The sequence below is a fragment of the Halorientalis brevis genome (assembly GCF_023077655.1).
In genome coordinates this window covers 752167-775418 of record NZ_JALLGV010000001.1, presented here as the reverse complement: position 1 = coordinate 775418, position 23252 = coordinate 752167, and the positions used below count along the sequence as shown (strand labels likewise).

Below are 23252 nucleotides of genomic sequence, written 5' to 3'. Positions count from 1 at the left end.
TGCACACCGTCGCTATTTCACAGCTATGAGCTACAAGTGTTCCCGATGTAAGCGCGACGTCGAACTGGACAGTTACGGCGGCGTCCGCTGTCCGTACTGTGGACATCGCGTGCTCCTGAAAGAGCGGAGTCGCGACGTCAAAGAAGTCGACGTGAACTAGAGCGGTGCCGGAGTCAGCGGTTCACGACGCTGTTCTCGAGTTCGAGTACGAAGACGTCCGACGCGCGCGGATCGTCGAGCGAAGCGTCAGCCGGGAAGTCGGCGAGATCTCCGGCGACAGGACCCGAGCGACGATCGCGCGCGACGGGGCGGTCGTTGCAGTGACCGTGCTGGCCGACGATCTCGTGGCCCTCCGCGCGGGGCTGAACACCTGGGTGACCCTGATTTCGGTGGCAGAACGGTGTAGTGTCGCCGAGTGACGGCAGCAGTACGCTTATTCCGGTCAAGCGCGACCCGTTTACGCAGTAACAGGCCAGATGGTGGTGAACGGTTTTCATGAGTAACACGACAGAGTGGTTCCTCGACGGCGACAGCCGCGATGAGTGGCCGGAGAGCGACGACGTGATGCGAACGAAGACGATCCTCGATTCGATTTCGGACGCCCTCTACGTCGTCGACAGGCGGGGACAGTTCCTGGACTGGAACGAGCGGTTCTGCGAGGTGACCGGATACACTGACGAAGAAGTGTCCGAGTTACACGAGTTCGATATCATCCCCGATTCGTACGAAGCCGAGGCCCGCAGACTGCTCGCGTCGGTCGCAGAGGGCGAGGAAGCCACGCTGCGGGCGCCGCTCGTGACCAAGGGCGGCGAAGAAGTATACCACGAGTTCACCGCGTCACCACTCACCGACGAGGCCGGCGACGTGTGGGGAATGGTCGGTACAGCGCGGGACATCTCCGAGCTGTTGCAGACGCAGGACGAACTGCGAGAGCGCGAACGGCGGTTCTCGACGCTCGTGAGTAACCTCCCCGGGATCGTGTATCGCTCTCGGAACGAACCCAGCTGGCCGATGGAGTTCGTCAGCGACGGCTGCGCCGAGTTGACGGGGTATGACTCCCGCCAGCTCGAAGCCGGGGAGATCTCCTGGGGCGAGGACGTGCTGCATCCGGACGACCGCGAGCGAGTGTTAGACGCCGTCCAGACGGCGGTCGACGACGGGGAGCCGTTCACAGTCAGATATCGCATCACCACCGCCGACGGCACCGAGCGATGGTGCTGGGAGCAGGGGCGCTGCGTCGAAGCCCCCGACGGCGGCCCAGTGGTGTTGGAGGGATTCGTCACGGACATCACCGAGCGCAAGCGTCGTCAGCGGAACCTCGAACGGTACGAAGAGCTCGTCGATGCCGTCGGTGACGGCGTGGTCGTCATCGACGACGATCGGCGGCTGGTCAGGTGTAACGACGCGTTCGCGTCGATGCTCGGCTACGAGCGATCGGAACTCGAAGGAACGCCCGTCTCGGCACTCGTGGCTGGCGATCTCGACGAGATGAGTCGGGAAGTACGCGAATCCCTCCACGAGCGGGAGTCGACGGTCGTCTCGATCGAAGCCGACGTCGTCCGACAGGACGGTGAACCGATTCCGGTCGAGGGGCGGTACTCGCTGCTGTCGCCCGACGACGACGGGAAGACGATCGGCCTGGTGCGCGATCTCAGGACCCGCAAGGAACGCGCAACGCTGTTCGAGAGCCTCCACGAGGGAATGCGCGACCTGATGGACGCCGAGACGGTGACGGAGGTCGCGGTGCGGGCCGCCGACGTCATCGGTGACCACTTCGACTCCGTCTCGACGGCGGTGCGACTGCTTCGGAACGACACGCTGGAGCTCGTCGCCATGGAGACCGACGAGGAGCGACTCGCCGATCGGTTGCCGGGATACGAGGTCGGCGAGGGGTTCGTCGGCGAGGCCTACGAGCGAGGAGAGCCGATCCGCTACGACGACCTGGACGAGATCGAAACGCCGGTCGAGTACGATCCCGTTCGGAGTGCAATGCTGTTGCCGATCGACGGGTACGGGATGATAAACGTCGCGGCCACCGAACCGGACGCGTTCGACGAGACCGACCTCGAACTCGGACGACTGTTCGTCGCTGACTTAGAGGCGGCCTTCGAGCAGGCGGACCGCGAAGAGCAACTGCGAACTCGCAAACGCGACCTCGAAAAGTACGAGACGCTCGTCGAGACCATGAGCGACGGCGTCTACATCACCGACGAGACCCATACCATCACGATGGTCAACGACGCGCTGCAGGAGTTGACCGGCTACGCCCGCGAGGAACTGCTCGGGATGGAGATCAGCGACCCGTGGGACGAGGCGGTCGCCGAGCGCGGCCGTCGCGAGCGCGAGCGACTCCTCGCCGGCGAGGTGTCGGTCGGCAAGTTCGCCGGGGATCTCAGGACCGCCGACGGCGAGCCCGTCCCGGTCGAGACGCGGTTCGCGGCGCTCCCGAGCGATGGAGACTTTCAGGGGACGGTCGGCGTCATCCGGGACATCACCGAGCAGCGGGCGCGCGAAGACCGGTTGAAAAGACAGCGCGACGAACTCGAACGACTCAATCGCATCAACAAGCTCGTCCAGGAGACAATCGGCGCGCTGGCGTCCGCAGCGACCCGCGAGGAGATCGAGCGAACGGTCCGCGAACGGCTGGCGAAGTCCTCGCTGTACCGATTCGTTCTCACTGGGAAACACCACCCGGGGACCGAGTCCTTCGAGTGTGAAGCCGCTCCCGACGAGGGCGCCGCGTACGTCGACGCCGTCCGGATCTCGGCAAACGCGGGAGACGACGACGCCGGTCCCGCGGCCACAGCGCTCGAAACGGGGGAGATTACCGTCGCGGACGACGTGCTGACCGATCCCCTGTTCGAGCCGTATCGCGACGCAGCGCGCGACCACGGCTTCCGGTCGGTCGCTGCCGTTCCGTTCACTTACGGTGGCGTCACCCACGGTATACTCGCAGTGTACGCCGACAGGCCGGGCGCGTTCAGCCAGCGGGAGATCCAGGCGTTCGACGTGCTCGGCGACATGGTCGGGTTCGCGATCAGCGCGACCCAGAACCGTCGGTTCATCGAGTCCGATCGCCACCTGGAGGTGACCTTCAGTCTCACAGGCACCGACACGCTGGCGGCCGATCTCTCGACGAAGGCGGGCTGTACCTGTCGCTTGCTCGGGACCGCGGAGGCCTCCGACGACGGGCTCCTCCACTACGTGTCTGTCACGAACAGTGACCCCGAGGAGTTCGAGGCGGCCGCGAGAGACAGCGCGTTCTCGACGGGGGAGATCCGGACCGTCCGGGCCGACGAGGAGGAGATGGTCATGGAGGTTCGACACGACGAGTCGATCCCGCTGGTCCTCCTCAACTCGGGCGTCAAACCGCTCGACATCGTGGCCGAGGACGGCGAGGTGCGGATCGTCGCGGAAGCGCCACAGGACACCGACCTCCGGACGGTTACCGACCGCCTCGAGACCTACGGTGACGTCACGCTCGTCTCGAAACGGGAGATTCACGGGTGGGACGACTCGTCCGGAACCATTCGTGACGAACTCCGGAACGACCTCACCGACCGCCAGCAGGCCGTCCTCGATGCGGCGTACTTCGGTGGGTACTTCGACTGGCCACGGGAAAGCACCGCCGAAGAGATCGCTGCCTCGCTCGATATCTCCTCGGCCACGCTTCACCAGCACCTCCGGCACGCCGAGCGGAAACTCATCGGAGCGTACGTCGCCGACGAGCCGAGCCGATCCTGACCAACCTATGTATCTAGGCATGACGCTCATGGGGGCGGGCCGTCGACTGTGTGTAGTGAGTTTCAATGAACGACGATCACCAGCCCCATCGCGGCAGCGCTCCGCCAGCGGCTGACAATCCGCTGGGAACGCGGCGCGCGCCAGTGACCCCGGAGATCGATACGGTGTTCTAGCTGCTCGCAGACGTCGACCGCCGGCGCATCTGCCTGTATCTGATGCGCTCGGACCAGACCGTCGTCACCGTCGACGATCTCGTCGAGATTCTGGCCGACGAGGACGACGACCAGGAACGGCTCGCGATCGACCTCCACCACCGCCATCTCCCGAAGCTCGCGGACGCGGGGATCGTCGAATACGACGCCCGGTCGAACACGACTCGGTACTGGGGGCAACCGACGGTCGAGAAGTGGGCGGAACACGTCCAATCGATCGACGAGCAGAACCGGAGTTCCCGGTCCGCCCCCTGACTGCCGAGTCGCCTCTGAGGCTGGTACCTGATCTCTGCGAGCCGTGCCGAGGTGTTCTTTTTCCGTGCTCCCCGCAAACGACGCTCAGCCGGCCATGCGGAGGCGTTCGAGGATGTCGTCCAGCCAGTCCGGGATTTCGAGGTCGGCCAGTTCGCCGTCTCGCCAGCTGGTCACGAGTTCGGTGTCGCCCTCCCGGGTGAGGTCGACGCGCCACTTCCGTCCGTCCTCGCTTTCGATGTCGAAGCGTGCGCCGCCGTTCGCGAGTGGCTTTACGTGCTCGACCTCGACTGTCGTGCCGTCGTAGGCGGTCACCCTCTCTGCCATACAGGCTGAGCCACGGGCGGCGCGTTCTTAAACGGTGCACCCTGGCGTACTCCGCCGACGGCGGGACCGGCTCGGTCGCCCTGGTGCGATCGTGGCCGTCTGGTCCGGTCGGCTCCCCAGATGCGTGGGTTTTTCACTCCGGATGCCGAGGGTCCGGGTATGCAGGGTAATCTGCCGCCGGAAGCACAGGAGAAAATCGAGGAACTGCAGGACCTTCAGGAGACGGCCCAGCAGGTCGCGGCCCAGAAACAGCAGGCCGAGACCCAGCTCACCGAGTCCGAGACGGCCCTCGAAGAGCTCGAGGACGTCGACGAGGACGCGACGATGTACCGCGAAGTCGGCGAACTGCTCGTCAAGACCGAGTACGCGGAAGCCAAAGAGGACCTCGAAGAGAAAGTCGAGAACCTCGGCGTTCGCGTCGACACCCTCGAAAAGCAGGAAGAGCGCGTCCAGGAGCAGTTCGAGGAACTCCAGCAGGAGCTCCAGCAGCTGCTCGGCGGCGGACCTGGCGGCGCAGGCGGCGGGCCGATGGGGCCGGGCGCTGGCGGTGCCTGAGCAGGGATGGCCGAACCGACCGACGAAGAAGTCGTTCAGACCGCGGCGCAGGCAGCTGAAGGCCTCGTCTTCTCGCGGTACAAGCAATCCGAGGTCACCGACCTCGACGTGACGGTCACCTTCGAGGACGGCGTCCTCGACGTCGACGTCTACCTGAACGCACCCGACGACACCCGCGATCCCGAACAGGTCGCTGACGACGCGGCGCTCACCGCGCGCAGTGCGGTCGACGACCTGTTCGACGACTAATTTTTTCGGCAGTCAGGAGAGAGCGCCGAGAACGTAGACGCCACCGACGAGAGCTCCTGCGCCGAGCGCTTCGCGGGTGGTGACGCCGAGTGCGAGGACGTTCCCACCGAGTCCGTTTACCCCGCCGGAATCGTCCGGTGCCGGCGTCCGCTCGGGGGTCGGCGTCGATGACGACTCGGTCGGCGTGGCCGTCGGTGGGGTCGATTGGGTCACCGTCGGCGTCGTCGGTATCGGCGTCAGATCGGGCGGCGTCGCCGTCGTCGGCGTCGTGGCGTTTTCGACCGTGATCGTGCCGGTGACGCTGTCGTCGTCGGACGAAAGCGTGTACGTGTACTCACCCGCCGGGTACTGGACCGTCGTTCCGTCGAACCTGATCGTGTCCTCCTGGCCCGGCTCGAGGTGGATCGATTGCTCGCTCTCGACCGTTCCCGCGATACTGAGTTCCAGCGCCTGGGTGTCGGCCAGGGACCCGCTGTTGACGACGGTGGCTCTGAGATCGCCCAGCGAGTCACCGACCGAGACCGTGACGTTGTTGTGTTTGGTGATCTGGAACCGCTTCGGGTCTTCCGGATTGCCGACGAACACGGAGTCTTTCGTGTGCACGACCCGTTCCCAGACGTAGAGCTCGGCTTCGACGTTCGCACCCTCGTCGAACACGGCGGTGTCCGCGGTCGTACTGAAGGTTCCGTCGTCGTTGATCTCGACGTCCTCGATGGTCACCGTCTCTGGTGGCGACGCCGTCTGTGACACCAGCTGCAACTCGATTGGCGTCCCGGGTGCGAGGTTCGTGGTTCCCGAGATCGTCGTCGTTCCGTCGTTTTTCAGCAGGAGCGCGCCGTTGTTGGTGACTCGGTCGTACTGGATTTTCGGGCGTTTGAGTTTGAACGTCGTCGAGACCGTGTGGTTCGTGTCACCCTTGTCGAAGTACGGGTACTGGTCGTCCGACTTGATCTCGAACGGTCCCGGCATTCCACCACTGTCGCTGAAGTGGAACCACCGGCCGTCGTCCGACTCGTAGGTGTACTCCACCCGGAACTTGTCACCGGGTGCGAAGTCGTCTCGTAAGGACTCGTGTCCGGTGTTGATGACGAGATCGAACTCTCCGTTGTCGTACTGGAAGAACATCGCCTTCTCGGGGTTCTCATCGGCGGCTACGTCGGCGGTTACATCGTCGTACGTGATTCGTTTCGGCTCTTTGTTCGCCTTGGGGTTCGTCTGCTCGATAGTAATGGAGACGCCTTCCGATTCGTCGATCAGTCGTTCGAATAATTCCGGTGACGTCCCTGAACCATCGCCGAACAGTGACGTGTCGCTGGCTTGTCGGTCGTTCAGGTGCCACAGCGCGCCTCTGATGCCGGTCGTATCGAACCCGTCGACGATGACTCGATCGCCGATTCTGTAACTGTCGTCGTTTAGTTTCCCCCACGCGACGGTGTTGCGCTCGGTCCACTCGCCTTGCCCACTGTCCTTGTCTGCGCGGTCTGCAGGGGCGATGTACGTCGTGAGATCTCCGGGTTTGCCCGGTCGACTGAGCCTGAGGTTCTGCCGGTCGCGTGGGTTCTCGAAACTGGGCGCGCCGTCTCGCAACACGACCGTCTCGTTGTGTCCGGCGACCAACTGATACCGCCCGGGCTGTACTGGCCGCGGGAGTTGGGTGACGCCGATTTTGTCGCGGAGGTCCGCGAGCGTGTTCACGCCATCAACGTCGAAATTGACTCTGTTTGATGGACTGTCAAGCCCATTGTCGTACGCGTAACTCCACTGGACACCGCCGCCGTACACTTGCGCTTTCGGAGCGTCAGTCCCGAGGAGCCGCGTGTTGATTCGGAAATTCCCCGTCACGTAGAGGATGTCGAGGTAGTTCTGGTTCGATGACGTCCGCTGCATCTCGTCCCCGCCGATGATGACGTACCCCTCGCATGTCTGCGTCACTTCGACGATGTCACTTGCGTTCCCCTCGAACGGTCCTCCCTCCGGGTAGCAATCGTCCCCTTCGACGGGGGCTGCTGTGGCGCCCGCGCTTGCCAGTGTCACCAGACTCAGAAAAACGAGAACCGCTAGCCCAACGCTGTACAGAGCGCGAGTCAGTTGCTGGCCGTCCGTCGCGTTTTCGACTTCAGTCGAGATGCCAGCCATTGTCATTGTTAGGGGTTGTGAGAGTCACCAGCCGCCTTTGATGTCACTTACGGCGTCACTGGTTCTGATACGTATACGAATTGGTGGCTAGACAATAAACGTATCCCACGTATTATTAATATCTGGAATGAGGCCGACTGTCCGTTCTCGACAGCCCTGACAATGGACTAAATTTTATATCTCCGTACATTTTGGTTGCGGTATGGGCCGCTGTCGACGGTGTGACACTGAGATCGACGATTCATCTCGCTTCTGTCCGTTCTGCGGTGCGCCACAGACCGAAAAAGCGGCCGAGCAGTTGGAACGGTACGTCAAACGGCAACTCGAGTCGGCCGAGTTGCAGGATCGAACTGGCAGCGGACAGTCCAGCGGTCGTCGCGAGCTGTGGGACCGTATCAGCTACGTCGTCGGCTACCTCACCGTCGTCGTCGGGCTGTCGTTGCGTGCGACCCTCGAAGGGAAACTGTTGCTGTTCAGTGGCATTCTCGTCTTGCCCCCGACTCGCCGGCTGTTGGGTCGTCCCCTCGGTCGGCCGTTCGCCCGAGAGTTCATGATCGGCGTGTATCTGTTTTTCACGGCCCTCGCCGTCGTCTCACTGCAGTTCCTTTAAGCAGCGTCTTCGCTGCCCTGGACCTGCTGGAGGGCGAAATACGAGACGGTGACGAAGACGATGCCCCCGATGACGAAGGGGATGATCGCCCCAGCGAATCCGAGTACGCCACCGAGTACGCCACCCAGTAGACCACCTGAACTGTCCGGGGCGACGGTGGTATTGGTGGCTGCCGTCGGTCTCTCGGTCGTCGCTGGCTGCGGGGCTGTCGTTACTGTGGGCGGTGCTGTCGTGGTCTGCGGTGGGGCACTTGTCCTGGGTGGCGTCGACTGAGGCGGGATCGCGTCGGCGTCGTCCCCGTCTAGCCGATACTTGTCAATCGCTCGTCCGCCGTTCTCATCACGCACGCGAACGGTGACGATCACCGGTTTCTCGGACGCCTGCAGCGACGTGTTGAACGACAACGTCTGGAGACTACTCAGGTTAGTGAAACGTTTGTACCCGGTGACGCTGCCAGCCCCGGTCTCGGATTCGATTTCGATAACGTCGATGTCACGGTCCGAATCGGAGGCCGTCGCCACGACTTGGACGTGGCCGTCGTCTCGGAGATGCGTCCGCCGTTCACTGATTCGGACAGCGGGCGGCGAGTTGCGGCGGACGGTGGTTGGGGCAGGGCCAGGGAGGCGAGTGACGTTGATCGTCTGATTTATCACTTGCCCGGAATAGTCCTGGGCGCGAACGTATATGAGATTGATTCCCGTCCTGTTTTTCTTGTCCCTGTCGGCGAGTCGAAGCGGGAGCCGTTCGCTGAACGTGATCGAACGGCCGGACCGCTGGTGCTCGTACGGCGTCCACTCGCGAATCTGGCGAGTGTAACTCGTTCGACCGGTCTTGCTGTTCGCGTTGACGTGTTTGACCAGAATCGACGCGTTGTGGACCCAGACGTTGTCTGTAATCGTGCCCGAGAGCGTGATTTCGCTCGTCGGTGCCGAGTCTTTGATCGGGATGGGCTCGGCGGTCGGCGGTGGCACGTCCCCGTACTTGTTCGGCGTCACTCCGATCTTCGCTCCCGTCGTGTCTTCGAGTGTGAGGTTGAAGTCCCACGTTCGGGTGTTCCCGGCCACGTCTGTGAGCGAGACTCGCATGTCGTTGGTTCCCGGGCCGAGAAGGAACGACTGGTTAAATTGCGTTCCGGGGTCCTCCAGGGAGACCGTTTCCAGGGTTCCGTTGTAGGTGTGCCAGACTTCCCCCGAGACGATCCTGTTGAAATCAGCCGCCAAAAACGAGAGCGTAACATCGGCGTCACTGACGTTGCCGTCCGGGATCGGGCCGTTGAGGTCAGATTCGTACGGTGACGTGAGTCCGACCCACGGTGGTATGGTATCCTTGCTGATCCTGAACGTCCGTGAGTTGATGCTCTCGTCGCTGTCCGTCGCGATGACGGTGATAGTGTTGTTCCCGCGATTGAGCGGCAGGTCCATCGTCACGTTCGCCTGCGCTTTCTCGGGACTGGAACTCCGAATCGTCTGCCCGTCTCTCCTGACGACGACTTCCTGTACTGTCGTGTCGACGCCAGCGTACGGTCCGACTGCAACGTCGATGGCCAACTTCGGGTTGTTCTGGACTACCTCCCAGCCGCCGTCGACGGAGTGGCCGTTCAGGGACAGATCGATCTGTGGCGAGGCAGTCGCGTTCGTCCCATTCGCTGCTGCTCGGTCCGCGGCAGCAACCGACGGCGTGAGAGCCAGAAAAACCACGACGAAACAGAGCGCCAAGACGGGCGTCGACAGACGGAGGACGTGCGACCAGTGGGCGTTGGATGACATGTCGGGAAAGAGATTACGTTCGCAGGAGGTTGCCGGGCCAGCTATCTATATCTATCGGGGATTTTATCTGCCCTAACTGTGCAACTAACTGTGACTGAATTTTATACGAGATCGTCAGGTGAGGAAAAATAGGAGTGCGGAGACAGTGAAGACGGCGAGGATGAACACGACTGCCAGGGCGCCACCCATCGACACCATCGCGTTGGCGTGCGAGGCGAGCGTCTCCGTGCGGTCGTTACCGAAGACGGTGACCTCGGCGCGTTCGCTCGCCATGCCGGCCTCGACGGGTTCGAGGTCGTCGATCGCGCGGTCGACGAGGTCGTCGACGAGGCTCACGAGGTCAGCGTCGGGGATGGCTGCCCCGACCTGGTTGTCCGCCTCGATGGTGTTGACGATGTGGGTGTCGGTCGTCATCACCTCTGTTTCGTCGACGTCGTCGTCCGCGCGGACGGTGCTGACGAGCTGCTCGCGGAGCCCCGGTTCCATGTTGTTGCCGTCGACGAGCACGTAGGCGGTGCGGTGGCCCTCGACGTCGAGGACGGCGACGCGAATTCCCAGCGGACCGATTCCCTCCTGCGGTTCCCAGGGGGTCTCGTCCCAGGCGACGCCGAGCTTCGGCTGGCCTCGTCGGGCTTCGACGACGGACGCGCCGAGTTCGCTCGCACCGTGGATCATGTCGAACGACCGCTTGCTTCCCGGGGTGACGTGGCCCAGGTCCTCGCCCTGGAGTCCGTTGTTGCAGTTGTGCGCGTCGACGAGCATCACGTCGTCCAGGCCGGCCGAGCGAGCCTCTGCGGCGGCCGAGAGGCCGACGGCGTACTCCACGTCGTCGGCGAATCCCGGTGCGTAGGTCGTGACGACGAGTGCGTCGTCACCGAAGGCCTGGCCGACGAGACTGGCTTCCCCCTCGTCTGTGCGGACGCTGACGGTCGCTTCGTCCTGGAAGTCGATCTCGGCGGCGGCGCGTTCGGCGGCGTCGATGATCGTGTCGACCTCGCGCTCGGTGACGAGGTTGAAGTCGTGACCAGCGGTCGCGTGCGGTGGGAACGCCAATCCTTCGGCGCTCTTGGCGACTCGCTCGGGGAGGTTCCCCCCGCCGATCTCGCCCATCGGGCCGGGGTGTATCATCGGCAGGACGAAGCGCGCTTTCTCCGTTCCCCCGGGCGTGCGGAAGATGAGGACGGTCACGGGGACGACAGCCTCCTCGCCGATCTCCTCGAAGAAGTCCTCCAGTTCGCGGGTGCCCTCGGCGATGTGGCCGATGAACCCGCGGATGAAATCCAGCACGGAGACGTCGAGACTGCGGCGCCACGGCTGGTCGATCGCGAGCAGGAACAGCCAGACGGCAGTCGCGTAGAGCGCACAGACGACGACGAGCATGACGAAGTCCTCTGGGGTGACGACGAGCAACTCCGCCGGGGCCTCCTCCGGGCGCGAGAGGTACGATCGGGTGAGCGGGCCGCCGATCTCGAAGTAGCGCAGCGTTCCGCTGTAGATGAACAACAGCAGCGCTGCTGCGGCGGTCTGGAGGCTCGCGGGGATTGCCGCGACAGGCAGCGAGTGCCGAGAGACGGCCATGACGACGAACAGCCTGAGCGCGAAGATCGCGCCCAGCGCGGCGATGAGCACGTCGAAGACGAACTCCTGGCCGAAGCCGGTGACCACCGCGATGACGCCCGCCACGGTCAGGAACCCGATGGTGACGAGTTCACAGGTGAGCGCCAGCAGCGACGCGCGGTTCGGCGTCAACTGGCCGCCCAGTCGGCCGTCGACGTACGGCGTCAGCGCGCTCGCCGCGATCGTCGGGAGTCCGATGAAGAACACGCCCTCCCAGGCGTCACCGAGGACGAACGTGGAGTCGAACGCCGCGACACCGCTGACCGCAGCGATACAGAGCGCAAAGGCGAGACTGGAATACCAACTGGGCGCGCGAAAGATGAACCGAGAGAGGCTAGCCAGGTCACCCTGTGTGGCTGTCATCGTACCGTTCTTTCCCCTGCCCCGGTCTATAACTTTTGACAATTTTGCGACGTGAGGGGAACGTAGCCACACGTTGCGCTCGGGAGACCGCGCGGTCGCTCCGCTCGCGAACTGATGGCTTGGTGAAACCGCACCGCCGCGAGAAACCGCTGGGAGAGATCGCTACTCGCAGATGGCCAGGAAGTTCTCGAACACTTCTTCGCCTTCGGCGGTGTGTGAGACCTCGGGGTGCCACTGGACGCCGTAGAGATCGCGGTCGGTGTCGCTCATCGCTTCGACGCCGCAGACGTCGCTCGTTCCGGTGCGGGTGAACCCCTCGGGGACTTCCTTGACCTCGTCGGCGTGACTGGCCCACACGCGCGTTTCGGGCGCCAGCGACCCGACGAGCGGGTCGTCCTCGTCGGTGATCTCGACGGTCACGTCCGCATAGCCCCCGTAGTCGCCGGAGCCGACGCGGCCGCCGAGTTCCGCCGCGATGAGTTGCATGCCGAGACAGATGCCGAACACCGGAACGTCGAGGTCGAGGTAGTCCGGACAGCGACCGATGTCGTCCATGTCCGGGCCGCCGGAGAGGACGAGGCCGTCGGCCGTGACGTCCTCCGGTGGGGTGGTGTTGTCGATGAGTTCAACGTCGACGCCCATGTCCCGCAGGGCCCGCTGTTCCAGGTGGGTGAACTGGCCGTGGTTGTCAACCACGTCGATACGAGTCATTTGGTCACTTGCAGTTGGCGGGCGTGTATATATCCGCTGAAACGGAGCGGCGTTCGACGCGCGTCAAAATCCGAGACGGCTGTGCGTGCCGGCACGTGGGAGCCTGATGTCGATGACGCTGCGGCTGTCGTCGGCGTCGTCGATGGTGAGTTCGCCGTCGTACTTCTCGACGAGCCAGTCGACGAGCCAGAGCTCGATGCCACAGCCGTGGTCCAGTTTCGTCTCCTCGCCGGCCGAAACCACCGCGAGGTCCGCCGTGGGGAGCGTGTGACTGGCGTCTTCGATCCGCAGCTCGACCCATCGGGTGCTCGTCGTCACCTCGACCTCTAACGTGGGGGCACCGTTGCCGTGGTCGACGGCGCTCATGACGATGTTGTCCAGCAACATCCCGAGCATCCCGTCCGCGACCACCCACGCTTCCGCCGGGCAGTCGGTCTGAATCGTGACGTCGGTGTGTGTGGTCGTCAGCTCGTCGACCTGGCGGTCGATGACGGCGACCACGTTGACCGGACGGTGCGTCTGGCGGCCCCGGTCCAGGGCGGTATCGACGGCGCGAACCTGTTCTGTCAACTCGATCAGGCCGTCGAGTTTCCGCAGCGTGATGTCGATCTGTGCCTGCTGGGGATCGTCGACCTTGGCGCGGACGTTCTCCAGATGACCGAAGACGACGGTCATGTCGTTGCGGAGGTTGTGCCGGAGGACGCGGTTGAGGACGTCAGTCCGAACCCCCATTCGCTCGTTCGCGTTGTGCACCGCCCAGAGCGCGCCGCCCAACACGCCCACGATCGCACCCGCCGCGACGTTGTTCGCGGCGACGCCGACCTGGATCGCTGTCGATCCGAGTACCAGCTTTGAGAACAGAAGGTGTCCGACGACGAACGCCGTCGTGATCTCTAGACCGAGTGCCCCGCACTGGGCGACCCACCAGATCTGTTCGTCGTCGAGGTTGATCCGTGGCAACCAGTACACTGCCGAGCCGAGCGCGACCGCCGGAACGAGGCCAGTGACCGACCAGAGCCAGTCACGAGGCGGACTGAGCGCCAGTTTGCTCAACAGTAGTCCGCTCAGAACGAGCCCAGTTCCGGCTACGTAGTTGACGCCCAGGCTCCGCTTCGTCACGCGCATGCTCACGAACTGGAATCGTTTTCGGATCGACCGCTTGCCCACTTAGTACCGACCATTCTATTATCATGTATGATACTAAAACACGTCGAGCAGCGGTTCCCGTCTTTGCTGCGCTCACTCGCCGTCGCGGTCGAACCGATCGGCGGCCGACTGGAATCCCAGTTCGTCCTGCTCGCGGGATCGGCGTGCTTCCTGCTCGGCGAGCGCTTCCGGGTCGGGCGCGGCGTCGTCGTCGACGCGCGCCCAGGAATCGTGCACCTTGGCGTGACACCACCGACAGAGGTACACCGTGATCTCGTGACTCGGATCTCCGTCCCCGTGCGTCGACTGCGAACGGTACGAGAGGTGATGTTCTTCCAGCAGCGGTCGTTCGTCGGAGTGGGCCATCCGCCGTTCTTCGAGTCCACACCGGACGCACTCCCGGTCGCGGTTCCGACACCGGAAGTGGGGACAGTCGTCCCACTCCCAGGGTCCCGTCGGGTCGGGTTCGTCGGGATCGCCGGCGACTGGACACCGGAACTCGTCGGCGCTCCGGGCGTCGGCGAACGCCGGGTCACGGTCACCGTGCTCGACCGCGAACCGACAGCGCCCCTCGTCTGTGAGGTGGTCACACCGACCGACGAACCCGTAGGGATCGTCGACGCCGACCGACGTGCCCGAGGGGGTCTTCTCCATGCCGCCCCGTTTGGGAGCGTCCCTCTCAAACCTCACGGTCACTCGGAGACGGCGGGGGTGTGCCCGTTCTGTTCTCCCGTGTGAAAATTTAACCCGGCTGCATCGTGTGTAATTTCCGTTTATTTGGCATTTCTTTTCAGTATTTGAGAATCTGACAGTCGATTTATTGGGGGATACTCGATAAGTGGGAGTATGCACCTACTGGTTCGTCGATACGAATCGCTGCTCCGGGGGATGATGTCGGCCCTCGGCGTCGACAAGTCTGTCGAGCGAAAAATCCTGGTCGCCGTCGGGATTCAGTTCGCGGTCTCGCTCGGACAGGCAGTCCTTCCGTTTCTCTTCTCGGGAACGCTCCGATTGGTCCTCCTCGGGGCGCTGCTCCTCGGCGCTGTGGTCGCGTTCGCGAACACGCTGTTGATCACGCGCCAGGACTTCATCGATCCGATCAAGAAGCTCGAACGAAACGCGACGGCCATCGCGGGGGGAAACCTCGACGTCGCCATCCAGCGACTGGACCAGCACGACGAGATCGGCCGGCTGGTCGACGCGTTCGCTGACATGGGCGAGTACCTGAACGTCGTCGACCGACAGGCCGCTGCGCTCTCTCGCCAGGAGTTCGACGACCCGGTGCTCGACGAGGACGTCCCCGGCGAGTTCGGCGAGTCCCTGGACCGGATGGCCGACAACCTGGCCGAGTACACCGAGGAACTGGAGTCGATGACGACCGAGCTGGAACAGCGATCCCAGAACCTGGAGGCGATGGCCGCCTCGTTCGGCGAGGCGACCGAAAAGGCGCGCGACGGCGATCTGACCGCGACGCTCGACATCGACGCCGAGAACGACCGCCACGACGCCGTCGTCGAGAACTACAACGACCTGCTCGCGACGCTGGGATCGACCATCGGCGACGTGGCCGAGTTCGCTCACTCGGTCGCTGACGCGAGCGGGGACCTCCGGATCTCGATGGACGAGATCGACTCTGCCAGTCAGGAAGTCGCCGGCTCGACCAACGAGATCTCCGACGGGGCGGCCCAACAGAGCGAGCAGCTTCAGGCCATCGCCACGGAGATGAACACCCTCTCCGCGACGGTCGAACAGATCGCCGCCTCCGCCGACGAGGTGGCCACGACTGCGGAGGAGGCCGCCGAACGCGGGCGGTCCGGCCGCGACGCCGCCGTTGACGCCATCGACGAACTCGACGACGTGGAGAGCCGGATCGACCAGACCGCAGACGAGGTCGAGGCGCTCGTGGGTCGGATCGACGAGATCGACGGGATCGTCTCCTTTATCGAGGAGATCGCCGAGGAGACGAACCTGCTCGCGCTGAACGCCTCGATCGAGGCCGCCCGGGCGGCCGACGGCAGCGACGGGTTCGCCGTCGTCGCCGACGAGGTGAAGAACCTGGCCGACGAGACCCGCGCGTCGGCCGACGAGGTGTCCGACCTCATCACCGAGATCCAGTCCGAGTCCCGCGAGGCCGTCGACGAGGTCCGGGCGATGAACGAGCAGGTCTCCGGTAGCATCGCGACGATCGAGGACACGCTCCGTGACTTCGAGGACATCGTCGACGTGGTCGGTGATCTCAACACGAGCGTCCAGGAAATCTCGACGGCGACCGACGAACAGGCCGAAACGACCCAGCAGGTCGTCGGAATGGTCGACGAGGTCGCCACCATCAGCGAGGAAACGGCCGCCGAGGCCGACAACGTCGCCGCCGCCGCCGAAGAACAGACCGCGTCGGTCTCGACCGCGACTGACCAGGTCCACGCGCTCGCCGGCGAAGCCGACGAGTTGCAGGCGCTCGTCGAACGGTTCCAGTTGCCGGGCACCGACGTGGCCGAGAAGACCGCCGTCACCGGCCCCGGGCAGGCGAGCCCACCAACTGACGACTAATCGACCAAATGTTTTTGACAGGTCGGGTCGACGACCGAGGTATGCGCGTCGTGCACGACCCGGACGGTGACCGCCGGGCGCTCGCGACGGACGTCGAGATCGCCGACACGTTCGTCACCAAGACGCTCGGATTGATGGGGAAGTCGTCGATTCCCGACGAGTACGCGCTGGTGTTCACCTTCGGCGAACCGGACTTCCTCCACAGGCTGTTCGACACCATTCCCCGGCAGTACATCCACATGTTGTTCGTGCGGACGCCGCTGGACGTGCTCTGGCTCCGCGAGGACGAGGTGGTCAAGACGGAGACGCTCTCACCGTGGGTCGGGCTGGGTGCCGCCAGAGCCGACACCATCGTCGAACTCCCCGCGGGTGCCGCCGAGGGCGTCGAGGTTGGCGATACCGTCGTCATCGAGGACGGACCCAGCGGGGACGACCGGGCCACCGCTGGCGCCGAGTCCGGCGAGACTGAGGCGTGACGACCCCGAACTGACGACTGCTCGAGTAGTCAGCTCGTCACTGCCAAAGAGATAGATTAATCAGGACGCATTGCCCTATTCCCAGCTACCATGTCGGAATACGACACGGAGGATAGAGGAAGTCGCCGCAAGGCGGCTGGCCGTGAAATTCTCGGTTGTAACTGATGGAAGTGGACTAACGGTGACAGAGAACAGTTTCTTCGGTAGGCATCCCGATACGACGGACCTCGCAGAGGTCGACGACGTACAGTTCTTGGACACGACGCTGCGCGACGGCGAGCAAGCCCCGGGCGTCTCGCTGACGCCCGACGAGAAGGCGCGCATCGCCCGCAAGCTCGACGAGGCCGAGATCGACTTCATCGAGGCCGGCAGCGCCTGCACCGGGCCCGGTGAGCGCGACACGATCAAGCGCGTCACCGACCTGGACCTGGACGCGACGATCACGAGTTTCTCTCGTGGCATCCAGAACGACATCGACCTCGCACTCGACTGTGACGTCGACGGCGTGACCATCGTCGTCCCTGGCAGCGACAAACACATCGAGGAGAAGGTCGGGACCACTCACGAAGACAACGTCCAGAACACGCAGGAACTGGTCGAGTACGCCAAGGACCACGACCTGTGGGTCGAAGTCATCGGCGAGGACGGCTCCCGTGCGGACCCGGACTACCTTACGGAGCTGATGGCCGCGTCGATGGATGCCGGCGCGGACCGCATCTGCTACGCCGACACCGTCGGCCACGCGACGCCCGACGACACGCTCGAACGCATCAAACCGATGACCGAACTCGGGCCGACGAGCACCCACACCCACGACGACCTGGGGATGGCGGTCACGAACGCCCTCGTCAGCGTCGCCGCGGGTGCGGACCTCGTCCACGGCACGATCAACGGCATCGGCGAACGCGCGGGCAACGTCGCGCTCGAAGAGGTCGCCATCGCGCTCGACCACGGGTACGACGTCCAGCCGATGGACCTCACCGAAGTGTACCCCCTCGCCGAACTCATCTCGAACACGACCGGCGTGCCGCTGGCCCCGAACAAGGCCGTCATCGGCGAGAACGCCTTCACCCACGAGTCGGGCATCCACACCGACGGCACGCTCAAGGACGACACGATGTACGAGCCGTACCCGCCCGAGAAGGTCGGCCGTGAACGTCGCCTCGCCCTGGGCAAGCACGCTGGCCGCGCCGGCGTGGAGGCCGCACTCGACGAACACGGCTTCGACGCCGACGACGACGAGATTCACGAGATCGTCCAGCGCGTCAAGGCTATCGGCGACCGCGGCAAGCGCGTCACCGACGCCGACCTCCTGACGATCGCCGAGGAGGTCATCGGCCAGGACCGCGACCGCCGCGTCGAACTCGTCGAGATGACCGCTGCCAGCGGCTCTGGCACCCCGACTGCCAGCGTTCGCATCGAGATCGACGGCGAGGAACGCGTCGCCTCCGGCACCGGCTCCGGCCCGGTCGACGCCGCCGTCCAGGCGGTCCAGGAGGCGCTCGGCCACGCTGCCGACGCCTCGCTGGACTCCTACCACGTCGACGCGATCACTGGTGGGACGGACGCAGTCGTCACCGTCGAGGTCGTGATGTCCCGCGGCGACAACTCCGTGACCGTCGCTATCTCCGACGCCGACATCACGCGCGCCTCCGTCGAGGCGATGGTCGACGCCATCGACCGCCTGATCGCCAACGAACCCGATCAGGTCCTCGCCGATGATTGATCGGTGAGGGCGTCGGCTCGAACCGCGATCATCGGCGAGCAGCCGACGACTGAACCCCACTCTTTTACTTCCAGGGGTGTCCTCGGCCGCGAAGCGGCCTGCGGGAATCCCCTGTTGCAAAAACCTGGACTAAAAACTGCTCCAGACTCGCTGGCTCACGGCTACGCCGTTCGCCCTTCCGAGGCGTTCACTTCGTTCACGCCTCGCGACGCTCGTCTGGAGTGAACCGCGCCGCTTCGCGGCGCGGACGCTCGTCTTCTTCCGCATTACACTGCCCCTTCACGCTCACCGAGCGACAGAACGGCCGAAATACATATCTCGCCGTATCTGTAATGTCACCATCACATGGGCCCGGGGCTCCGCTCGCGAGTGCGCGCTCGGCTTCGCGAGAATCCCGTCCTCATCGCGTTTGCAATCGCCGTCGTCGCCCTGGTGCTCGTCGTGCCACTGTTTTTCGCGTACGTCTACTACCCCACTGGCTGTGCGCCGGTGTACGAACGCCCAATGGCGTCCTACGCCGTCAATTCCACGCCGACGCCCGACGGCGTCCGGGTGACCGTGACCCAGACCGGCGGCGACTCGATTCCCGCGGACGACCTCTACGTCGAGGCACCGGGGACGAACACGTCGTTCGCGTCCTACAACACTCAGGACGTCCGGGATTCGTCCGTCGACATCGGTGATTCGGTCGTCCTCTCGGGTCTTCCGAACGGGAGTCGCGTGGAGGTGGTCTGGCGAAATCAGAGCTTCGAGTACGACCACGAGTGTTCGAAGGGGCCGACGCCGTACCGGTACGTCCTCGCGGCGTTCGTCGTCGAGAACGAGAGTGCCCAACTGACGCCGTCCCGGTGACACGCTGCCGGCAGGGGTGGCTGGCCGACCGTCGCTCAGGAACTGACGGTGAACGGCCCGGCAGCGGCGGTTCGGTGGGCGACCGTGGCGACCCGGAGCATGTACGAGGTGAGGACGAGGAACGGGGCGAGCGAGATCGTGAACGTCAGGGAGACGAACGTCAGCAACGGGGGCAGTCCGAACATCCAGACGTCGGGCAGGAGCTGTGCGTTGATTGCGAGGATCGTCGTCGCAGTGATCAGGATGGCCGGGAGGGAGATGAGCAGGAGCGTCCGTGACAACTGGGAAATCTCGCGGCTGTAGTACAGCGTCTTGAAGTACTGCCGTCCGGTCGCAAATAGCTCGAACGCCTGTCTGAGCTCTTCAAACAGCTCTTCGGTGCTCTCTCCAAACCCGTTGCCGTGTGTCGATCTGAGCAGGCGTGAGCGGTCGATGAGTTCGTCGTAATCCAACTCCAGCCCCAGCCAGAGGACGCCGAATTCGGCGCCACCGACGCGTTCGAGTGACTGTTCGAGGTGTTCGGCTGTGTTCGTGGTTGATTCGATGTGTTCCTGGATGTCCTGGGCGAACTCCTCGTCGGCACCTTCGGCGACTTCTTCGAGGTCACGAGCGCGCTGTCTGATGACCTCCGCCATCACCGTCAGGAAGCCGCTCGGATTCGTCGGGGTCTGCTCGACGTCGGACAGGCGGCCCACTTCGCGGCGGAACCGCAGCGCGCTCTCGATGCGATCCTCCTGCTCCCCGACGGACGTGATGTCGTAGGAGAGGATGATCGAGTTGATCGAAACGACGATGGACACGAGCAGGATGATCCCGCTGAGAAGGCTGTTGAGTAACGTCTGGACGGCCTCGGTCTCGGTGAGCAGCACCTGCATCTCGAAGGTCCAGACGGACCCGACCGAGAGAATCGTCCCGAACGTGACGAGGAGGAGCGCGAGTGTGACGGCGTACCTGTTCCCTTCTAACAGGAGCCACCGACCAGGTTTGAACCCTCTCCGCGTCGGGATCGGTGCCCACCCTCGCAACCGACGGAGATACTTGAACAGTGCCATCGGTCACCGGACGTGATGCGTCGATGGCGTTGCGGACTGTTTGGGCGCCGTCGAATCGGCTGCGATCATGGCACCTGTTCCGCTATCCGGACACTTCAGCGTCTCGCCCGTGTCGTCGATTTGCGGCCTTTTAGCGTCTCGCTGTCGGACGTGTGCGCGGTCTTTGCGGCCAGCGAAGCGTCCCGCGTGGCCGACGTTCTGTCGCTGTAACTCTGCCTGCCTTTTTACGCTCACGTCGGCGGAAGGGAAACTCGCATGGACGACGTCACGATCACGACGACAGACGGTCTGAAAGGGGAATCAGTCACGGAGTACCTCGGCATCGTCTCCGGGGAAGCGGTCATCGGCGCGAACGTGGTCAGCGACTTCGCGGCCGGTATCCGCGACATCGTGGGCGGCCGGAGCGGGTCCTACGAGAAGAAGATCGAACGCGGTTGCGAGTCGGCCCGGTCGTTTCAGCCCGTGAGACGGGCCCAGACAACGACGACAGAGGGTGTGACGAGCATGGCGGCCACGTACGAGTAGAACACGCTCAGTGCAGTAATCAGTCCGAACTGGCCGAGCACAGGCGTGAACGCCAGGACCAACACGCCGATGCCGCTGGTCGTCGTGAGCATGCTCCCGGTCACCGCGCCCCCGGTCCCGCGCACTGTCCGTTCCAGGGCCGGGATCACGTCCCCCTGGCCGCTCGGGTCGTACTCGTCAGTGAACCGGTGGACGATGTGCGCCGAGTAGTCGATGCCCAGGCCGATGGTGATCGAGAGGATCGTCGCGGTCAGCGCGTTGAACGGGACGCCGAACAGTCGCATCGACCCGGCGATGAACGTCACGGCCACGAGGATCGGGACGAGGTTGACGAGACCGAGCGTCGCGTCGTCGACGAGGAGCTTGTACACCGCGAGGAGAAAGAGCGCGGTCAACAGCAGCGCCACGGCGAGGCTCTGGATGGCAGAGCGGAAGATGATGTCCGAGATGGACTGAAAGACGACGGTCTCGCCGGTCGCGGTCGCCTCGAACCGGTAGCGGTCGGCCACGCGTCTCGCGTCGGCCGTCACGTCGGACTGCGCCGCGTCGGCCTCCGTGGTGTAGACGACGCGGGCGCTCCGGCGGTCGTCGGTGATGTAGCGGAGCGCCCGGTCGCGAACTGGCGAGGTGAGCAGCGCGTCGTACACCGTCGCCAGGTTGTCTTCGGGAACGCCGTCGGCGTCGGGGTCGTTCCGGGCGACGAGCCGCGCGAACGAGTTCGACTGGTCGGCGTACTGGCGGATGACGGTGACGACGCTCTCGGTCTGGGCCGTGCGGTTCGCGGCGACGATGGCGTCCGGTGGGTCGCGCTGCGCTCGCTGGAACGACTCGAGCGCGAAGTCCTGCTCGAGGGGGCCTTCGACGTAGATCGTCACTCTGTCCTCGGCTGCGAAGTCGAAGTTTTCTTCCAGGAAATCGATGGTTCCCGTCACCGTGTACTCCGACGGCGCGAACGGTTCCGGCAGCGAGTCGTAGACCGCTGGCGTCTCCGCCGGCGGCAGGAAGTCCTCGTCGGAGAAGGAGGTGTCGACGCCGGTGGCGTAGGCGGCCACGCCGGTCGAAACGACCGCCAGCACTAGCAGGAACGCGACCGGCTGGCGTTTCGCGATCGCGACGCCACCGGTGAGCACGCGAGCGAGGCGCGACCCCTCCTGGCCGAGCGGTTCGTCGCTGAACGCCGGGAGCGACCGTCGCTCCCGCGCTCGGTCGGCGAGCGCCTTCAGCGCGGGCAGAAAGAGCCCGAAGATCAGGAACGTGAAGACGATGCTGACGGCTGCGACCAGGCCGAAGTCGCGGATCGGCGCGAGGGCGCTGGTGAGGTTGGCGCTGAACCCGACGACGGTGGTGCCGGTGACGATCGCGAAGGCCATGAGCAACTGCTCGAAGGCAGTCCGCAGCGCGCGTGCGGCGTCCACGCCGGCCACTCGCTCTTCCCGGTAGCGGTTGATCGTGTGGATGCCGAAGTCGATCCCGACCGCGAGGATGAGCGGCGGCACAGCGATGAGCAACTGCGTGAACGGGACGCTGGCCAGACCCATGAAACCGAACGTCCACACCAGCGCCATCGCGAGCGCCAGGACCGACAACAGGAGGTCGATCGGGTCGCGAAACGAGAGGACGAGAAAGAGGAGAATGAGGGCTAGCGCGGCGGGCACGACGAGCAGCAGCGAGTCCCCGACGACGGTCGAGAACTCCTCGGCGACGATTCCCGACCCGAACACCGTGATGGCCGCGTCGACCGGGGCGACGGCGGTCCGCGCACGCACCTGGATCGGCTGCAACGGGTCGGTCTCGCTGGCGCCCGACGACGCGTCGGTGCTCACCGGGAGTTCGTGAGTGACAACCGCGATGGTCGCCGACGCGCTCGCGGATCGGGGATTGAAGTCGTCGCTCAGTCGGCTCCGAAAGGCCGGATCGGTCGCAGCCGCCGTCCGGACTGCGGCCCTGATCTCGGCCGCGGTCGCGTTCTCGATGACGTCGATCTCGTCCTCGGTCGTCCGCGCCGTGGGGTCGATCGTAGTCGCGACCGTCCCGGCAGCACTCCCCGTCGAGGCGACGCGGAGCGACTCCTCTCGCTCCAGGCGGTCGATCGCCCGGAGCATCGCCAGCAGCTCCGCTTTCGTGAGGACGTTCCGGCCGCGCTGGACGAGTTGCGTCGTCTCGTTCCCGGAACTGAACGCGGGCTCGAAGTTCTCGGTCACGGCGTCGAACGCCTCCTGTGCGGGGGTCGCCTGGGTGAACTGGCTGGTGCCCGCTTCGGTCGAGACCGCCCCGAGGCCGAGCGCGAACACGACCGTCACGACGAGGAACGCAGCGACGACGGTGCGAGAGCGCTCGACGACCCAGGTTGCGACCCGGTCCAGGGATTGACTGCCGTCCGCCATGG

The 23252-nt window shown here is 64.6% G+C and carries 21 protein-coding genes; 12 read left to right on the top strand and 9 right to left on the bottom strand.

Going from position 1 to position 23252, the window contains the following annotated elements; all coding sequences use genetic code 11:
• Positions 1-25: 25 nt before the first annotated feature.
• The 4 genes from MU553_RS04030 (at position 26) to MU553_RS04015 (ending at position 4211) form a co-directional block, all read left to right on the top strand.
• The gene (locus MU553_RS04030; protein WP_247375889.1) at positions 26-160 is read left to right on the top strand and encodes a DNA-directed RNA polymerase subunit P; all 135 of its coding nucleotides are present in this window, start codon (positions 26-28) and stop codon (positions 158-160) included.
• A 4-nt stretch (positions 161-164) separates the two neighbouring features.
• Positions 165-419 carry a KEOPS complex subunit Pcc1 gene (locus MU553_RS04025; RefSeq protein ID WP_247375887.1) on the top strand — a complete coding sequence of 85 codons (255 nt, stop codon included), beginning with the start codon at positions 165-167 and terminating at the stop codon, positions 417-419.
• A gap of 76 nt (positions 420-495) precedes the next feature.
• Positions 496-3744, top strand: coding sequence for a PAS domain S-box protein (locus MU553_RS04020; protein WP_247375885.1), 3249 nt, complete (start codon positions 496-498; stop codon positions 3742-3744).
• 173 nt (positions 3745-3917) lie between these two features.
• Positions 3918-4211, top strand: coding sequence for a DUF7344 domain-containing protein (locus MU553_RS04015; protein ID WP_428222012.1), 294 nt, complete (start codon positions 3918-3920; stop codon positions 4209-4211).
• A gap of 84 nt (positions 4212-4295) precedes the next feature.
• Here MU553_RS04015 and MU553_RS04010 read toward each other — a convergent pair whose 3' ends face one another.
• The gene (locus MU553_RS04010; protein WP_247375881.1) at positions 4296-4535 is read right to left on the bottom strand and encodes a hypothetical protein; all 240 of its coding nucleotides are present in this window, start codon (positions 4533-4535) and stop codon (positions 4296-4298) included.
• Between the two features lie 159 nt (positions 4536-4694).
• On the opposite strand from MU553_RS04010, the gene MU553_RS04005 reads away from it, so the two are divergent.
• Both MU553_RS04005 and MU553_RS04000 read left to right on the top strand, forming a co-directional pair.
• Positions 4695-5090, top strand: coding sequence for a prefoldin subunit beta (locus tag MU553_RS04005; RefSeq protein ID WP_247375880.1), 396 nt, complete (start codon positions 4695-4697; stop codon positions 5088-5090).
• Positions 5091-5096: 6 nt separating this feature from the next.
• A complete protein-coding gene (locus tag MU553_RS04000; protein ID WP_247375878.1) occupies positions 5097-5339 on the top strand; it encodes a DUF3194 domain-containing protein in 243 nt (80 codons plus the stop codon).
• A 12-nt stretch (positions 5340-5351) separates the two neighbouring features.
• Here the strand turns inward: MU553_RS04000 and MU553_RS03995 are convergent, their stop codons facing one another.
• Positions 5352-7373, bottom strand: coding sequence for a BGTF surface domain-containing protein (locus MU553_RS03995; RefSeq protein WP_247375877.1), 2022 nt, complete (start codon positions 7371-7373; stop codon positions 5352-5354).
• Between the two features lie 304 nt (positions 7374-7677).
• On the opposite strand from MU553_RS03995, the gene MU553_RS03990 reads away from it, so the two are divergent.
• A complete protein-coding gene (locus MU553_RS03990) occupies positions 7678-8085 on the top strand; it encodes a zinc-ribbon domain-containing protein (protein WP_247375875.1) in 408 nt (135 codons plus the stop codon).
• Here the strand turns inward: MU553_RS03990 and MU553_RS03985 are convergent.
• The 5 genes from MU553_RS03985 to MU553_RS03965 all read right to left on the bottom strand — a co-directional run bounded on the left by MU553_RS03985 (position 8082) and on the right by MU553_RS03965 (position 14342).
• Complete coding sequence (locus MU553_RS03985; RefSeq protein ID WP_247375873.1) at positions 8082-9851, bottom strand: hypothetical protein; 1770 nt, start codon at positions 9849-9851, stop codon at positions 8082-8084. The genes MU553_RS03990 and MU553_RS03985 overlap by 4 nt on opposite strands.
• A gap of 114 nt (positions 9852-9965) precedes the next feature.
• The gene (locus MU553_RS03980) at positions 9966-11831 is read right to left on the bottom strand and encodes a DUF2070 family protein (RefSeq protein ID WP_247375871.1); all 1866 of its coding nucleotides are present in this window, start codon (positions 11829-11831) and stop codon (positions 9966-9968) included.
• A 162-nt stretch (positions 11832-11993) separates the two neighbouring features.
• Positions 11994-12542, bottom strand: coding sequence for a GMP synthase subunit A (locus MU553_RS03975; RefSeq protein ID WP_247375869.1), 549 nt, complete (start codon positions 12540-12542; stop codon positions 11994-11996).
• A 63-nt stretch (positions 12543-12605) separates the two neighbouring features.
• Complete coding sequence (locus MU553_RS03970; RefSeq protein ID WP_247375866.1) at positions 12606-13667, bottom strand: sensor histidine kinase; 1062 nt, start codon at positions 13665-13667, stop codon at positions 12606-12608.
• A gap of 114 nt (positions 13668-13781) precedes the next feature.
• Complete coding sequence (locus MU553_RS03965) at positions 13782-14342, bottom strand: DUF7097 family protein (RefSeq protein WP_247375864.1); 561 nt, start codon at positions 14340-14342, stop codon at positions 13782-13784.
• A gap of 192 nt (positions 14343-14534) precedes the next feature.
• On the opposite strand from MU553_RS03965, the gene MU553_RS03960 reads away from it, so the two are divergent.
• From MU553_RS03960 to MU553_RS03945, 4 genes are all read left to right on the top strand, one after another.
• Positions 14535-16235, top strand: coding sequence for a methyl-accepting chemotaxis protein (locus MU553_RS03960; RefSeq protein ID WP_247375861.1), 1701 nt, complete (start codon positions 14535-14537; stop codon positions 16233-16235).
• Positions 16236-16276: 41 nt separating this feature from the next.
• On the top strand, positions 16277-16711 hold the full coding sequence (locus MU553_RS03955) for a DUF192 domain-containing protein (protein WP_247375858.1): 435 nt from the start codon (positions 16277-16279) through the stop codon (positions 16709-16711).
• A gap of 181 nt (positions 16712-16892) precedes the next feature.
• Entirely contained in the window at positions 16893-18437 is a 1545-nt protein-coding gene (locus tag MU553_RS03950; protein WP_247375856.1) for a (R)-citramalate synthase, read from the top strand.
• Positions 18438-18782: 345 nt separating this feature from the next.
• The gene (locus tag MU553_RS03945; RefSeq protein WP_247375854.1) at positions 18783-19289 is read left to right on the top strand and encodes a hypothetical protein; all 507 of its coding nucleotides are present in this window, start codon (positions 18783-18785) and stop codon (positions 19287-19289) included.
• A gap of 35 nt (positions 19290-19324) precedes the next feature.
• Here the strand turns inward: MU553_RS03945 and MU553_RS03940 are convergent, their stop codons facing one another.
• Complete coding sequence (locus MU553_RS03940; protein ID WP_247375851.1) at positions 19325-20341, bottom strand: DUF7972 family membrane protein; 1017 nt, start codon at positions 20339-20341, stop codon at positions 19325-19327.
• Between the two features lie 255 nt (positions 20342-20596).
• Here MU553_RS03940 and MU553_RS03935 point away from each other — a divergent pair, with 255 nt between their 5' ends.
• Positions 20597-20866 (top strand): YbjQ family protein, encoded by a 270-nt coding sequence (locus tag MU553_RS03935; RefSeq protein ID WP_247375849.1) that lies wholly within the window; start codon positions 20597-20599, stop codon positions 20864-20866.
• Here MU553_RS03935 and MU553_RS03930 read toward each other — a convergent pair.
• Positions 20797-23250, bottom strand: coding sequence for an efflux RND transporter permease subunit (locus MU553_RS03930; protein ID WP_247375847.1), 2454 nt, complete (start codon positions 23248-23250; stop codon positions 20797-20799). The genes MU553_RS03935 and MU553_RS03930 overlap by 70 nt on opposite strands.
• Positions 23251-23252 lie beyond the last annotated feature (2 nt).

Excerpts from the sequence above, each read along its gene's own strand:
- MU553_RS04030 (WP_247375889.1), top strand. The coding sequence starts at position 26 with ATGAGCTACAAGTGTTCCCGATGTAAGCGCGACGTCGAACTGGACAGT.
- MU553_RS04020 (WP_247375885.1), top strand. The coding sequence starts at position 496 with ATGAGTAACACGACAGAGTGGTTCCTCGACGGCGACAGCCGCGATGAG.
- MU553_RS04010 (WP_247375881.1), bottom strand. The coding sequence starts at position 4,535 with ATGGCAGAGAGGGTGACCGCCTACGACGGCACGACAGTCGAGGTCGAG.
- MU553_RS04005 (WP_247375880.1), top strand. The coding sequence starts at position 4,695 with ATGCAGGGTAATCTGCCGCCGGAAGCACAGGAGAAAATCGAGGAACTG.
- MU553_RS04000 (WP_247375878.1), top strand. The coding sequence starts at position 5,097 with ATGGCCGAACCGACCGACGAAGAAGTCGTTCAGACCGCGGCGCAGGCA.
- MU553_RS03990 (WP_247375875.1), top strand. The coding sequence starts at position 7,678 with ATGGGCCGCTGTCGACGGTGTGACACTGAGATCGACGATTCATCTCGC.
- MU553_RS03985 (WP_247375873.1), bottom strand. The coding sequence starts at position 9,851 with ATGTCATCCAACGCCCACTGGTCGCACGTCCTCCGTCTGTCGACGCCC.
- MU553_RS03980 (WP_247375871.1), bottom strand. The coding sequence starts at position 11,831 with ATGACAGCCACACAGGGTGACCTGGCTAGCCTCTCTCGGTTCATCTTT.
- MU553_RS03975 (WP_247375869.1), bottom strand. The coding sequence starts at position 12,542 with ATGACTCGTATCGACGTGGTTGACAACCACGGCCAGTTCACCCACCTG.
- MU553_RS03970 (WP_247375866.1), bottom strand. The coding sequence starts at position 13,667 with ATGCGCGTGACGAAGCGGAGCCTGGGCGTCAACTACGTAGCCGGAACT.
- MU553_RS03965 (WP_247375864.1), bottom strand. The coding sequence starts at position 14,342 with ATGGAGAAGACCCCCTCGGGCACGTCGGTCGGCGTCGACGATCCCTAC.
- MU553_RS03960 (WP_247375861.1), top strand. The coding sequence starts at position 14,535 with ATGCACCTACTGGTTCGTCGATACGAATCGCTGCTCCGGGGGATGATG.
- MU553_RS03955 (WP_247375858.1), top strand. The coding sequence starts at position 16,277 with ATGCGCGTCGTGCACGACCCGGACGGTGACCGCCGGGCGCTCGCGACG.
- MU553_RS03945 (WP_247375854.1), top strand. The coding sequence starts at position 18,783 with ATGGGCCCGGGGCTCCGCTCGCGAGTGCGCGCTCGGCTTCGCGAGAAT.
- MU553_RS03940 (WP_247375851.1), bottom strand. The coding sequence starts at position 20,341 with ATGGCACTGTTCAAGTATCTCCGTCGGTTGCGAGGGTGGGCACCGATC.
- MU553_RS03935 (WP_247375849.1), top strand. The coding sequence starts at position 20,597 with ATGGACGACGTCACGATCACGACGACAGACGGTCTGAAAGGGGAATCA.
- MU553_RS03930 (WP_247375847.1), bottom strand. The coding sequence starts at position 23,250 with ATGGCGGACGGCAGTCAATCCCTGGACCGGGTCGCAACCTGGGTCGTC.